Origin of the sequence: Candidatus Enterococcus willemsii (genome assembly GCF_009933335.1) — a bacterium.
Taxonomy (GTDB): domain Bacteria; phylum Bacillota; class Bacilli; order Lactobacillales; family Enterococcaceae; genus Enterococcus_F; species Enterococcus_F willemsii.
The window spans coordinates 1-15,041 of sequence record NZ_MAEL01000014.1; the positions used below are offsets into that span (position 1 = coordinate 1).

General features: G+C 36.7%; 12 protein-coding genes and 1 CRISPR repeat array. All 12 genes read left to right on the plus strand.

All coding sequences use genetic code 11. The features are described 5' to 3' along the window. Window positions 1-358: 358 nt before the first annotated feature. Window positions 359-2,041: a dihydroxy-acid dehydratase gene (ilvD, locus tag BAU17_RS01920; RefSeq protein ID WP_161901129.1), complete on the plus strand. Its 1,683-nt coding sequence runs from the start codon at window positions 359-361 to the stop codon at window positions 2,039-2,041. Window positions 2,042-2,104: 63 nt separating this feature from the next. Further along, complete coding sequence (ilvB, locus tag BAU17_RS01925) at window positions 2,105-3,796, plus strand: biosynthetic-type acetolactate synthase large subunit (RefSeq protein ID WP_418904812.1); 1,692 nt, start codon at window positions 2,105-2,107, stop codon at window positions 3,794-3,796. A 1-nt stretch (window position 3,797) separates the two neighbouring features. After that, on the plus strand, window positions 3,798-4,271 hold the full coding sequence (ilvN, locus tag BAU17_RS01930; protein ID WP_161901131.1) for an acetolactate synthase small subunit: 474 nt from the start codon (window positions 3,798-3,800) through the stop codon (window positions 4,269-4,271). 65 nt (window positions 4,272-4,336) lie between these two features. Beyond that, on the plus strand, window positions 4,337-5,332 hold the full coding sequence (gene ilvC / locus BAU17_RS01935) for a ketol-acid reductoisomerase (RefSeq protein WP_161901132.1): 996 nt from the start codon (window positions 4,337-4,339) through the stop codon (window positions 5,330-5,332). A 26-nt stretch (window positions 5,333-5,358) separates the two neighbouring features. Next, the gene (gene ilvA, locus BAU17_RS01940) at window positions 5,359-6,615 is read left to right on the plus strand and encodes a threonine ammonia-lyase IlvA (RefSeq protein ID WP_161901133.1); all 1,257 of its coding nucleotides are present in this window, start codon (window positions 5,359-5,361) and stop codon (window positions 6,613-6,615) included. A gap of 102 nt (window positions 6,616-6,717) precedes the next feature. After that, window positions 6,718-7,758, plus strand: coding sequence for a hypothetical protein (locus BAU17_RS01945; RefSeq protein ID WP_161901134.1), 1,041 nt, complete (start codon window positions 6,718-6,720; stop codon window positions 7,756-7,758). Window positions 7,759-7,769: 11 nt separating this feature from the next. Beyond that, window positions 7,770-9,026, plus strand: a complete 1,257-nt coding sequence (locus tag BAU17_RS01950) for a tetratricopeptide repeat protein (protein WP_161901135.1) — start codon at window positions 7,770-7,772, stop codon at window positions 9,024-9,026. An 11-nt stretch (window positions 9,027-9,037) separates the two neighbouring features. Continuing rightward, complete coding sequence (locus tag BAU17_RS01955) at window positions 9,038-9,595, plus strand: YpiB family protein (protein WP_161901136.1); 558 nt, start codon at window positions 9,038-9,040, stop codon at window positions 9,593-9,595. A 318-nt stretch (window positions 9,596-9,913) separates the two neighbouring features. Then, window positions 9,914-10,611: direct repeats of the CRISPR family, unit length 32 nt; unit sequence GTTGCACTCTTTATGAGTGCATGGATTGAAAT. Between the two features lie 264 nt (window positions 10,612-10,875). Beyond that, the gene (gene secG / locus BAU17_RS01960; RefSeq protein ID WP_161901137.1) at window positions 10,876-11,115 is read left to right on the plus strand and encodes a preprotein translocase subunit SecG; all 240 of its coding nucleotides are present in this window, start codon (window positions 10,876-10,878) and stop codon (window positions 11,113-11,115) included. Between the two features lie 80 nt (window positions 11,116-11,195). Continuing rightward, on the plus strand, window positions 11,196-11,954 hold the full coding sequence (locus tag BAU17_RS01965; protein ID WP_161901138.1) for an alpha/beta hydrolase: 759 nt from the start codon (window positions 11,196-11,198) through the stop codon (window positions 11,952-11,954). Window positions 11,955-11,956: 2 nt separating this feature from the next. Further along, window positions 11,957-14,317 carry a ribonuclease R gene (rnr, locus tag BAU17_RS01970; protein WP_202622262.1) on the plus strand — a complete coding sequence of 787 codons (2,361 nt, stop codon included), beginning with the start codon at window positions 11,957-11,959 and terminating at the stop codon, window positions 14,315-14,317. 21 nt (window positions 14,318-14,338) lie between these two features. Further along, window positions 14,339-14,797, plus strand: coding sequence for an SsrA-binding protein SmpB (gene smpB / locus BAU17_RS01975; protein ID WP_161901140.1), 459 nt, complete (start codon window positions 14,339-14,341; stop codon window positions 14,795-14,797). Window positions 14,798-15,041 lie beyond the last annotated feature (244 nt).

Here is a 15,041-nt window from a genome sequence, read left to right on the forward strand (position 1 = left end):
TTATTAATTAGTGCAGAAAATAAAAAAAATTCAGAAAATTCATTGACTTTTATTTTGATACACGTTATATTGTAAAAAATCAATAAAATAAATTAGATTTTTCAATTGTAAGGAGACGATTCATATGCACAAAGAAAGACACTACTTATTAGTCATTATTAGGTAAACGGACTTAGAACACGGAAAAAACAATCCGGTTGTTTGAGTCCTATTTGTGTTAATGAATGGGATTCTTACAAAAGAGCATCCCATTCTACTCGTTAGAAGGATGCTCTTTTTTTCAGAAAAAGCTAGTCAACTATTCAGAGAATTAGTTGGAATAAAATTTAATAGGTTGTTAGGAACTAGGAGTGAGACTATGAGAAGTGATCAAATAAAAAAAGGAATCGATGCAGCACCAGCTAGAAGTTTATTATATGCGACAGGACAAGTAAAAAATATTCAAGATATGAATAAACCATTTATCGCAATTTGTAATTCATATATTGATATTGTTCCGGGGCATGTTCATTTAAGAGAACTGGCCGATGTTGCTAAAGAAGCAATCCGAGAAGCCGGGGGAATTCCATTCGAATTTAATACAATTGGTGTGGATGATGGTATTGCAATGGGACATATCGGAATGCGTTACTCATTACCTAGTCGAGAACTAATTTGTGACTCCGCAGAGACAGTAATCAATGCGCATTGGTTTGATGGTGTCTTCTACATGCCGAATTGTGACAAGATTACACCGGGGATGATTATGGCAGCAATGCGAACAAACGTGCCAGCGATTTTTTGTTCGGGCGGTCCAATGAAGGCAGGTGTTGACCCTCGTGGACATCAAATTACTTTATCTAATATGTTTGAAGCAGTGGGCGCACATAAAGCTGGAACGATGTCAGCTGAAGAATTTAAATTTATGGAAGAAAATGCTTGCCCAACGTGTGGGTCATGTGCCGGGATGTTTACAGCGAATTCAATGAATTGCTTGTTGGAAATTTTAGGATTAGCTTTACCAGGAAATGGGACAACATTAGCAGTTTCGGAAGATCGTCGCGAACTTGTTCGTCAAGCGGCATTTCGTTTAATGGATTTAGTGAAAAAACAAATCAAACCACGTGACATCGTAACGAAAGAAGCGATTGATGATGCATTTGCACTAGACATGGCGATGGGAGGCTCAACAAATACCGTTCTTCATACATTAGCTATTGCTAACGAAGGGGAAATTGATTACAACTTAGCTGATGTCAATGAAATTGCCAAACGAGTACCATATCTTTCAAAAATAGCACCATCTTCTGCTTATTCGATGCATGATGTACATGAAGCCGGCGGCGTGTCAGCAATTATTCGTGAACTTTGTGATATCGAAGGTGCGATTCATCCAGATCGAATCACGGTAACTGGGAAAACAATCCGTGAAAATGTCAAAGATTCAGTCATTCATAACACAGAGGTAATTCATCCAAAAGAGAATCCGTATAGTCCAGTTGGTGGATTATCTATCCTTTATGGAAACATTGCACCAGAAGGTAGTGTCATCAAAGTTGGTGGTGTTGATTCGGACATACATGAATTTAGAGGAGAAGCGATTTGTTTTAGCACACATGACGAAGCGGTGGAAGCAATTGATAATGGAACCGTCAGAAAAGGTCATGTTGTTGTGATTCGTTATGAAGGACCAAAAGGAGGTCCGGGAATGCCTGAGATGTTAGCACCTACGTCAAGTATTGTTGGTCGTGGTTTAGGACGAGATGTTGCTTTAATTACTGATGGACGCTTCTCAGGAGCAACTAGAGGTATTGCTGTTGGACATGTTTCACCGGAAGCTGCAGCGGGCGGCCCATTAAGTTTGGTAAAAGACGGCGATATTATTTATATTGATTTAACTAATCGAACATTGAATGTGGAAGTCTCGGATGAGGAATTAGCTCAGCGTGAACAATCACGTCCAAAATTTGAATTTAAAGTAAAACATGGTTGGTTAGCGAGATACACCGCATTAGTAACATCTGCTCATACAGGTGGCATCATGCGTGTACCAGAAGATTAATAAAGGAAGTTGACACTACTATCAACTAAAATAGGAGGAAAATCTATGAAGGATCAAGAGCATATGCAGACATCTCAAACTATGTCAGGGGCCAAAGTACTTTTAAAAAGTTTACAAAAACATGGTGTTGAATTAGTTTTTGGCTATCCGGGTGGTGCCGTACTTCCATTATATGATGCGTTATATGATGCAGAAATTCCTAATATTCTGACGCGTCATGAGCAAGGTGCTGTTCACGCAGCAGAAGGATATGCGAAAGCAACAGGCAAACCAGGAGTTGTGATTGTAACTAGTGGTCCTGGTGCAACGAATGTTGTCACTGGAATTGCAGATGCAATGGGTGATTCGATTCCTTTAGTTGTTTTTACTGGACAGGTAGCAACCCCAGGAATTGGAAAAGATGCGTTCCAAGAAGCAGATATTTTAGGTATTACATTGCCTATTACCAAACATAATTATCAAGTTCGGGATGTAGATGAACTAGAAAAAATTATTGATGAAGCATTTCATATAGCGACAACTGGTCGCAAAGGACCTGTTGTGATTGATTTGCCAAAAGATATTTCAATTATTGAAGGTACTTACCGACACCGTACGAAACCTGTAAATCTTATCAGTTATCAACCAACGGTGGTTCCTTCACAAATGCAGATTAATCGATTGATGGAACAATTGAAAAAAGCGAAAAAACCGATTGTTTTAGCTGGTGCTGGTGTGACTGCAGCAAATGCCGCACAAGAACTACAAACGTTTGTTGAACGATATAAACTACCGACGGTTACTACTTTGCTAGGATTAGGGACTGTGCCTGCCAACTTTCCTTATTTCTTAGGAATGGGTGGCATGCATGGTAGCTATGCCGCAAATATGGCACTAGCTGAATGTGATTTGTTAATTAATATTGGAAGTCGTTTTGATGACCGTTTAGCTACGTGTCCAAGTCAATTTGCAACAGGAGCGACGATTGCGCATATTGACATTGATCCAGCTGAAATTGGTAAAATTATTAAGACGGATATTCCAATTGTAGGGGACGCGAAAAAAGCACTCGAGCAGCTATTAACTTTTGAGCCATTTGATGTGGATAGTACACAATGGCAAGAACTTTGTCAGCAGCGCAAAGCACGCTACCCATTTACTTTTAATCGTGAAGATCAATCAGAGATTAAACCGCAACGAGTGATTGAAAAAGTTGGTGAAATTACAAAAGGGCAAGCCTTTGTCTCAACAGATGTTGGGCAACATCAAATGTGGGTAGCACAATACTATCCATTTAATTTCCCAAATCAATTAATTACCAGTGGTGGGTTAGGAACAATGGGCTTTGGTATTCCTGCTGGAATTGGCGCGCAATTTGCCTACCGTGACCGTCCGGTTGTTGTATTTGTGGGTGACGGTGGTTTCCAAATGACGAATCAAGAATTTGCTATCTTAAATGAAAATGGATTGAATGTTAAGTTTGTTTTGATTAACAATGGTTCTTTAGGAATGGTTCGACAATGGCAGGAAAGTTTCCACAATGAACGTCGCTCTTCGTCTGTTTTTTCTGGGCAACCAGATTTTATCAAATTGGCAGATGCGTATGGAATCGATGCGGTTCGCATTTCAAATCCAGCAACACTTGATGATGAATTGGAAGAAGCCTTTGCTAAAGAAGGCCCAATGCTAATTGAGGTAATTGTATCGAACACAGAACACGTAATGCCAATGGTACCAGCAGGTATTCCGAACGATCAGATGATAGGGGTGGAGTAAAATGAGACGAATTATGATGGCGATGGTTTATAACAAATCAGGTGTACTTAGCCGTATTACGAGTGTTTTGAACCGCCGACAAGTAAATATTGAGAGTATTTCAGTAGGTCTTGTTGAATCTGAAATTTCGCGAATGACTATCGTGGTAAATGTGGAGACATTATCAGAGGCAGAACAAGTAACCAAACAATTGAATAAACAAATTGAAGTTGTGAAAGTATCTGATATCACAAATGATCCGCATATTGAACGCGAGCTGGCATTGATTAAAGTAAGTGCACCGCCAACATCACGTTCAGAGATTCAAGCAGTGATTGCACCATTTCGAGCAGATATTGTCGATGTTGCACAAAAAACAATTATCGTGCAAGTCGTTGGCACTCACGACAAAATTGATGCTTTTATTGACGTATTACGTCCGTATGGTATCAAACAGTTAGCAAGAACCGGAATTACCGGACTGACAAGAGGTTAATCGCATTAAATTGCTTTTAATAAATATAGAAAAAACGAGAGTATAACTTTGGAGGGAAATAGAATATGGTAAAAGTTTATTATGATGATGCAGTAGCGGAAAACGCACTAGAAGGAAGTACAATTGCAGTAGTTGGGTATGGTTCACAAGGACATGCGCATGCACAAAATTTACGAGATAATGGCCACCAAGTTATCATCGGTATTCGTGAAGGTAAATCAGCAGAAGCAGCCCGCGAAGATGGGTTTGATGTTTTTGAAGTAAATGAAGCTGCTAAACAAGCAGATGTCATCATGATTTTAGCACCTGATGAAATTCAAGGTGGATTGTATGAAAAAGAAATTGCCCCTAATTTAGAAGCAGGAAACTCATTGGTTTTCGCTCATGGATTTAACATCCACTTTGATGTTATTACACCACCAGCAGATGTGGATGTATTTTTAGTTGCACCGAAAGGACCAGGTCATTTAGTTCGTCGTACATTTGTTGACGGATTTGCAGTACCAGCATTGTTCGCTGTGTATCAAGATGCTTCTGGTAAAGCAACAGATAAAGCATTGTCTTATGCAAAAGGGATTGGCGCAACTCGTGTAGGTGTATTAGAAACAACATTTAAAGAAGAAACAGAAACTGACTTGTTTGGTGAACAAGCTGTATTATGTGGTGGCTTAACTAGCTTGATTGAAGCAGGTTTTGAAACACTAGTAGAAGCTGGTTACCAACCAGAATTGGCTTACTTTGAAGTTTGTCATGAAATGAAATTAATCATCGACCTTATTTATGAAGGAGGATTCGCTAAAATGCGTAATTCAATCTCAAATACAGCTGAATACGGTGATTACGTTTCTGGACCACGTGTTATCACAGAAGTTGCCAAAGCAAACATGAAGGACGTTCTAACAGACATCCAAAATGGTACATTTGCAAGAAACTTTGTAGAAGATAATGAAAATGGCTTCCCAGAATTTAACAAAATGCGTAAAGAACGCGCAGGTCATCAAATTGAAGCCGTTGGTGCTGAATTGAGAAAAATGATGCCTTTCGTAAAAACAATCGACTAAAAAAGAACTAAGTAGGGGTGAATAATTTGGGGTTAGTAACAAGAAATGATGTAGACAACGCGTATCAGCTACTCAAATCAGCTGTTACCCATACACCATTACAATATGATCGATATTTATCAGAAAAATATCAAGCAACAATCTTACTAAAACGTGAAGATTTACAAAAAGTACGTTCTTTTAAATTACGCGGTGCATATTATGCTATTATGCAACGACCAAAAGAAGAATTAGAAAATGGGGTTGTCTGCGCAAGTGCAGGCAACCATGCACAAGGGGTGGCATATACTTGTCGTGAAATTGATGCGCAAGCTGTCATTTTTATGCCAAGTACAACACCTCAACAAAAAGTTTCACAAGTTTCTTTTTTTGGTGGGGATAATGCGACAATTCAATTAGTAGGTGATACTTTTGATGCTTCGGCGGCTGCAGCTAAAGCATATGCAGAAGAACATGGTATGGCATTTATTGATCCATTCGATGATTCTGCTATTATTGCAGGTCAAGGCACTTTAGCCGTCGAAATGATGGCAGATGCACAAAAAGAAAGCTACCAACCAGATTATGTGTTTGCAGCCATTGGCGGTGGAGGATTAATTAGTGGCGTAAGTACTTATGTAAAAGACGTCAGTCCAATTACACAGATTATTGGTGTGGAGCCAAAAGGTGCACCTTCTATGCAAAAGGCTTTTGATTACGGTTCACCTGTGCCACTAGAGAATATTGATAAATTTGTAGACGGAGCAGCTGTGAAAGAAGTCGGACAACTTACGTATCAGCATGCAAAAGAACATGTTGACCGATTGTTAGCAGTAGATGAAGGTTTGGTATGTACAACAATTTTAGAGTTATATACCAAACAAGCCATTGTTGCTGAGCCTGCGGGAGCATTAAGTGTGAGTGCATTAGAAGCCATGAAAGAGGACATCAAAGGAAAAACAGTGATTTGTATCATCAGCGGTGGAAATAATGACATTAATCGAATGGCAGAAATTGAAGAACGTTCATTAATTTATCAAGGATTAATGAATTATTTTGTTATCAATTTCCCGCAACGTCCAGGAGCTTTGAAAGAGTTCGTTAGTGAGGTGTTGGGACCAGATGATGATATTACTCGTTTTGAATATACGAAGAAAATTAATCGTGGTTCAGGACCAGTTGTTCTAGGTGTCTTATCAAAAACACGGGAAGATGTACCGAGCTTATTTGAACGCATCGCAGAATTTGATCCAACCTATATTGATTTGAGTGAAAACCAATCGTTATTCACCTTACTTGTTTAATGAAAAAAGCAAAATCTTTCGAGATTTTGCTTTTTTTGCATGATGTGAGACATGGTATAATAAAAATAATATAACCAATGGTTTTGGAATAGGAGGGAAAGTATGCAGCTTAATTACAAGAAAAAGACAAAGGAAACAACGATTGTTTTCGGTGAAATTTTATCAACCAGTATTAAGCGTGACATGTATCAAGGAAAACACATTATTATTTTTACAAATCAACGATATTATGATCGTTTCTTTGATAAGATTCAACGTCTTTTCTCTACGCAAACCATTGATTGGTATGTATGTAGTAATTTGTTATATAGCAATCATGTACAAGAAATGATGGATATTTTACATTTTTTAGAGCCATTTTCACCGCAAGAAAACTATTTATTTATTGGTTTTGGGAATGAAGGTGTAATGCAATTGACCGGTTTCTTGCAACAAACAACTATTTTAAAGGCTGAATTTTGGGCATTGCCGGTTTCTTTGCAGTCTTATGCGATGGCTTTGATGGAAGAAAGATATATTTATAAGCAACCGATGGAACTGATTTTAAAACAAGAAAATTTACCTACTCGTATTTTTTTAGACCAAACGATTATTGCCAAGCAAAATGAAGGGAAATTAGTGGATTTGCAAATTTTTGTTCGTGCTGCTCTTGTTTGTGATTATCCCTTATTGCATGCGTTATTTCGAAGTTTTTCAACGACAAAACAATTACATGCCACTTCTTTTACTGTTTTTGTTGAAGGGTTAACGCAACTGTATCAAAAATCAGCCGTTGAAATTGATATGTTTGGGAAATTGTTTGAAGAAGCTTTTTATATCACTACAAATGGACATTTGCTTTCAGAAAATATGAAACGCTTTTTAGGAATGTTGTTGCATTTATTTTGGAATTTAGAAGTGATAGACTCATCCTTTCATATTAAAAATTTTATGATTTGGTTAAAACATCTCGGTTTTCCTATTGATTTTCCATCACAAATTTCGGTTGCTGAATACTTGCAAAATGTGTTACATTTACAAGATAAGTATCCTGAGTTGGTGGTTTTATCGGAAATTGGTACAATAGGTGTACGAGAATCAATCAAAGAAAAACAGTTGATTCAAGCCATAGAACATTACCAGAAACTGGTTATGGAGATTTGAGGGAAAAAAGAATGACATATAGTGAAAAAATGTTACAAGCATTGCATAATGAAGATTTAGCCGAAGCGCAATTAGCATTAGCGGAGGCATTAAAAAAGGACGATTCAGCTATTCTAGCAGAATTGGGAGAAGAGTTATTTGCCATTGGTTTTTTAGAAGAAGCTAAGACGATTTTTGAAACCTTACAAACACGCCAACCAAATGAAGAAATGTATCATTTGTCATTGGCAGAAATCGCGATTGAAAATAATCAAATTGAAGAAGCTTTTGAGCATTTAGAGTCTATTTCTGCAGACAATGAGAATTATCCGCAAGCGTTATTGATTACAGCTGATTTGTATCAAGTTTTGGGAATTCCCGAAGTAAGTGAAGCCAAATTAAAAGAAGCCGCTCAATTGTTACCTGAAGAGAGTCTTATTCAATTTGCTTTAGCAGAGCTTTATTTTTCAACAGATAAATTTGCTGAAGCAGAACAATTGTATCGTTTGTTATTCAGTGGTGAGGAGCAATCAATTGCGAATATTTCAATAGCAGAACGAATTGGCTCGGCTTTAAGTATGCAAGGTAAATTTGAAGAAGCGGTTGTCTTTTTGGAAGAAGCATTAGAGGAAGAACAGACGGATGATCGTTTATTCCAAACGGCTTTTGTGTATTTGCAATTAAAAGAAAATGAAAAAGCCATTTTCTATTTACAACAATTGCGCGCAATGAATCCACAATATCAAGCGCTCTATCTGTATTTAGCAGAAGCGTTACAAGAGGAAGAATTACTAGAAGAAGCGCAAGAAGTTATAGAGGAAGGGATTAAAGAAAATCCGTTCCAAGTAGATTTATACCATTTTGCTTCAGAAAATAGCTATCGTCTACATGATGTAAAAAAAGCCGAAGAATATTTAATAAAAGCTTTGGAAACGGGCGAAAAAGAAGATGAAACGTTATTAACGTTAAGTAATTTATATTTAAATGAGTCGATGTTTGAAGAAGTTATCGAAACCATTCAACGGATGGAAGAGACAGACAATCCATATGCTCTTTGGAATTTAGCGCATGCGTATAATGAATTAGAAGAGTTCGATTCTGCGGCAAAATATTATGAAGAAGCAAACGCAACTTTACACCATGAGCCCGAATTCATGAAAGAATATGGCGTATTTTTACGCGAAGAAGGTCGCTTAGAAGAAGCAACTCAATTGTTGCAACATTACTTATCACATGAACCAGGTGATATGGAGGTCCAATCGATTCTAGATGACTTGTTGGAAAGATAGGTGAAATATACATGACCATCAACATAACAGACAAAAAGCAATTTTTAAATTGGTTGGCATCACATGAATCTTTTGCACGACGGGAAGTTTCGTGGATTTTAAACTATTTAGCGACCCATGAAACAATTTTGAAAAATGTTCATATTGTGGAACACGCTGAAAAAACACCACGTGGAATTTGTATGCAGACAAATAAACATATCGGAAATCCTATTTCTCTTTTTTTAGAAGGAAAAGTTTTTGTAGACAGCGATCAAATTTTTCATGAAATACGTTTAAACTGGAAAGAACCTTTGTATTTGGAGTGTCGATTTGCTAATTCGTGGGAAAATAGCTTGTTTTTAGCTGTATTAGAAGACAATCCGTTTCATCGTTGGAATGAGACGTTAGATACAGAAATGACTTCTAAAGTAGCAGATTTTTTTGTAAAGGAAGATATCGAAGCACGGATAGCGGAACTCTATCAACAAATTGATGATGCTTTAGAAAACGGTGACCAAGCCCAATTTTTATCCCTGTCTTCAGAAGTGAATCAATTATTGGAACAAAAAGCGTTAGTATTGGATTAATGTTAGAAAAAGTCAGAAACTGTTGGTTTTTGACTTTTTTCTTTTTAATGAAATCATTACGTGCAAAGTAGCAGAATTGATTGTATAGTAATAGTGTAGACAAGTTGAGAGAAACGAACGGATTAATCTGTTATCACGTGGTGCGAACCCTATGCTCCCAGAAATTCCCTGGGAGATTCGCACTGAAAAAAAGAGGTAAAATGAAAAAATGATGAGAGAATAAATACGATTATATTTTTATTATCAGAAAAAAATATAATTGGGCGATGTTTATCAAAAATAAGTAGGGTTTTTGACTTGTTTTACGAAAAAATCGCCGTTGCACTCTTTATGAGTGCATGGATTGAAATTTTGATATAATTCTCCATGTAATCAACTCCTAATGTTGCACTCTTTATGAGTGCATGGATTGAAATGAACCATTAGCCAAGTCATTTGACCGTCTAATCAAGGTTGCACTCTTTATGAGTGCATGGATTGAAATTTCGATATTCTCACTATCATTATCAATAATCTTGTTGCACTCTTTATGAGTGCATGGATTGAAATTATATTTATATAATACCACCATATTGGTGGTTAGTTGCACTCTTTATGAGTGCATGGATTGAAATAGCAGTGTCCTCAGTTGACTCTTGTCTCAGGTACGCGTTGCACTCTTTATGAGTGCATGGATTGAAATTTTCGTATCAACAAACACACCATAAATATAAGCTGTTGCACTCTTTATGAGTGCATGGATTGAAATAAAAAATGGACGCTGAGGCAGAACGTGATGCGATGTTGCACTCTTTATGAGTGCATGGATTGAAATAAATGGATAGTCGTATTCATCTACTAATTCTTCCAACGTTGCACTCTTTATGAGTGCATGGATTGAAATATTGACGAGTATTTCCCATCTTATGATTACGCTAGTTGCACTCTTTATGAGTGCATGGATTGAAATTTAGACTATCGAATCACAAATGATGATAAACAATTGTTGCACTCTTTATGAGTGCACGCATTGAAATTACTTAGGAGTATGTTCTATAAATAATAAATTGGAAAATTAGCTAGTAGATACTATAAACTTATGAAAAAACTTCTACTTTATACGAGCATGCATACTCTTTACAATCAAGGAGGTCTTTATAAGTTTCCAGTACTGTGATTTTTTGACTGCATGTCATTGTAGTATCGTAACACTCGTATCTTAAAAACAAGACTTTCACTAGTCAATCAATTGAAAATGTGCTAAAGTATATTAGACGAATAATAGGCAGGAGGTTCCAAACGTGTATAACTTTATATTAGGAACAGTTATTGTACTTTCAATTATTTTAATTATCGCAATCATGATGCAGCCAAGTAAGCAAAATAGTGCAGCAAGTGCATTTACTGGTGGTGCAGATCAACTTTTTGGTAAACAAAAAGCACGTGGGTTTGAAGCTGTCATGCAACGAGCAACAGCTATCTTGGGTGCTGTTTGGTTAGTATTACTATTTGTATTAGTATTACTATCATCGACTAGATAATAAAAAGAGTTTGAGACGATAATTTCTCAAGCTCTTTTTTTAGTTTTAAATGTGGTAAAATGAGTACTGAGGTGTTGAAAATGAAAAAAATGAGTTTACCTAAACCGCTCTTTGCTGAACATGGCGCTAGAGCAGTCTTATTATTGCATGCTTACTCTGGTAGTCCAAATGATGTGAGGATGCTTTGTAGATATTTAGAACAAGAAAATTATACAGTATATTCACCAATGTTTGCAGGTCATGGCACATTGAATCCGCAAGATATTTTAAATGAAGAGGTCAATACATGGTTTGAAAATACGAAGACAGCAATTCAATTTTTAAAAGACAAAGGCTACCAAGAAATTGCTGTTTTAGGTTTGTCTATGGGTGGTATTATGGCAATGGGCGCACTTACCCTGAATGATCCAGCGATTGTTGGTGGAGGAGCTTTTTGTTCGCCAATTTTTAAAACAGAAAATAGTGTACCTGAGAATTTTATTCGTTATGCTGAAAAAGTATTGAGTTACTCTGATTTTTCAGTTGAGGAGCAACAACGTATGATGTCAGTTATTAAAGAAGATGCTGTGAAGCAACTGGCAGCAATTGAAACTTTTGCAAGTGAGGTACAAGCAAAATTAGCCAATATTACAATTCCTGTTTTTTTAGCCCAAGCAGGTCAAGATAAAATGATTGCTCCCGAAACTGTCTACCGGACAGCTCAAGCACTTGCTCAAACAAAAATTACGGTGCAATGGTATCCAAATAGTGGTCATGTTATTACCGTAGATCAAGAAAGAAAAGAATTTGAAAAAGACGTATTAGCTTTTATAGAGAGCTTGTCTTGGAATGGGGAATAAAAATTATGAAAGAAACCATAAAAACAAAAATTTTGCTCTTTATGGAACAGAGTCGCAAGCAAAGTTTTTCAATGGAAGAACTAGCAGAAAATCTTCATTTGCAAAAAAGTGACGATTTTAAAGCTTTGGTGCAAACTATAGCGACAATGGAAAGAGAAAAATTAATTATTTTCAATAAGAAAGGAAAGATAAAGCTTCCACAAAAACAAGTTGTCGTTGAAGGAACCTTTCGAGCGAATAGTCGAGGCTTTGGTTTTGTGACAATTGATCCTGAAGAAGCAGATGTATTTATCCCGAAAGAAGCGACCGGTTATGCGATGGATGGTGACACCGTTGCCATCGACATTGTGAAACCTGCAGATCCGTTTGGAGATCGAGGGGCCGAAGGGAAAGTTGTCGAAGTACGCAAACGACAAGCTAGCCAAATTGTCGGTGAATTTACGTTATTTTCAGAAGAAGAAATTAAAGAATCTGACTTGTATGGTGTGGTTAAACCAAAAGATAAAAAATTAGAAGAATTACAAGTATTTATTGCAGCGGAAGGTATTCGTCCAGTTGATGGTAGTATTGTGAGTGTTGAAATTACTCATTATCCTGAAAAAGATTATGCCACAAGTTTGGAAGGGATTGTGAAGCAAGTTATTGGCCACAAAAATGATCCAGGAATGGACATTTTATCTATCGTTGTTGCCAATGGCATTCCGACTAAATTTCCAGAAGAAGTTTTGGCGGAAGCGAATGCGGTACCTGATGAAATTGATCCGAAAGATTTCCCAGAACGTAGAGATTTACGTGATCAACTTATCGTGACAATTGATGGTGAAGATGCCAAAGATTTAGATGATGCAGTGACAGTGAAAAAATTAGCCAACGGCAATTATTTCTTGGGTGTGCATATTGCAGATGTTTCTTATTATGTGACCGAAGATAGTCAGTTAGATAAAGAAGCTTTTGAACGTGGCACAAGTGTGTACTTAACAGACCGAGTGATTCCCATGTTGCCACAACGCTTATCAAACGGAATTTGCTCGTTAAATCCTCATGTTCCTCGTTTAGCAATGAGTTGTGAAATGGAAATTAGCCCAGAAGGTCATGTTATTTCCCACGAGATTTTTCAAAGCATTATCCAAACAACAGAGCGGATGACATATACAGCAGTCAATGCTATTTTGGAGGAGCAAGATTCAGAGATAATGGAACGCTATCGAGCATTAGTTCCAATGTTTCAAGAAATGAGGCAATTGCATGAAATTTTAGAAGCGATGCGTGTGCGTCGTGGAGCAGTTTCATTTGAAGATAATGAAGCAAAAGTGTTAGTTGACTCAGAAGGTCATCCATTAGAAATCCAACTTCGTACAAGAGGAATTGGGGAACGATTAATTGAATCGTTTATGTTAGCAGCTAACGAAACAGTAGCAGAACATTTTAATAGTCGAAAACTACCGTTCATTTATCGTATTCATGAAGATCCCAAAGAAGAAAAGTTACGTCGTTTCTTTGATTTTGCAGCAGCCTTGGGTATTTTAGTCAAACAAACGAAAGGTTCAATTACTCCAAAAGATTTACAAAAAGTAGTGGAAGATGTTGCAGATAAACCAGAGTCTATGGTGATTAATACGATGCTATTACGTAGTATGCAACAAGCAAAATATTCAGAAGAAAACTATGGTCACTATGGTCTAGCAGCCGACTATTATACGCATTTTACCTCACCAATTCGTCGTTATCCAGATTTGATTGTTCATCGTTTGATTCGTTCTTATGCACAAGATCGAACCGAAGAAAATCAAGAAAAATGGGCAGAAGCGCTACCGGATATTGCCCTGCATAGCTCGCAAATGGAGCGACGCGCAGTGGAAGCGGAACGTGAAGTGGATTCGTTGAAAAAAGCCGAATTTATGGCAGATCATATCGATGAAGAGTTTGATGGGATTATTAGCTCGGTTGTCAAATTTGGATTATTCATTGAATTACCAAATACGATTGAAGGATTAATTCATATCAATGACTTGAAACAAGACTACTTCCATTATTTGGAAAACCATTTGGCATTAGTTGGTGAACGTACGGGCATGACTTTCAAAATTGGTCAAAAAGTACGTATTCGTGTTGTAAAAGCTGATCCAGAAACACGAGAAATTGATTTTGAGTTGATCGAAGCAGAAGATATTCCATCATTAACAGATATCAATAAGAATCGTAGACAAAGACGAAATAAACCAAAAAAACAGTATAAATCAACAGAGGAAAAAGAAACAAAATACGGCAAAAAACCAAAAGAGAAACATAAAAAAGGGAAAAAGAAACCTTTTTACAAAAGTGTAGTTAAAAAAAAGGGAAAAAAAGCCGATAAGAAAAAATAGTAGGTAATTGGAGGAAACACAATGCCAAAAGGTGAAGGAAATCTCATTGCACAAAACAGAAAAGCAAGACATGATTATACTATTGTCGACACTATTGAGGCGGGGATTGTTTTACAAGGAACGGAAATAAAATCTATTCGGAATAGTCGAATTAACTTAAAAGATGGATTTGTCCGTATTCGTAACGGAGAAGCTTTTCTCTATAACGTGCATATCAGTCCATATGAACAAGGGAATATCTTCAATCATGATCCTTTACGTACTCGTAAATTACTTCTTCATAAGAAGCAAATAACGAAATTATTAGGTGAAACGAAAAATACTGGGATGACAATTGTTCCATTAAAAGTTTACCTAAAAGATGGTTATGCTAAAGTGTTAATTGGATTAGCTAAAGGAAAACGCGATTACGATAAGCGAGAAACATTAAAACGAAAAGATCAAGATCGTCAATTGCAGCGTGTGATGAAAAACTTCTGATATTCTTTGGAAATAAAGAAAAGATGGTCTTTTCTTTATTTCCCACATGCTTGTTACGAAATGTGCAAAATCGGTTGTGAAAATTGCTTTTTTTGTTTGTATAAATGTTATTATTAATAAAATTTAGCTTTTCTTAATTTTTGATTCGTTTTTCAAATAGGCTGAAATGTCCTATTTTACTGAAAAAACTTTGAAATTTTCCTTATATGGTGGTATGATACCGATTGTTACTACAACTGTGAAA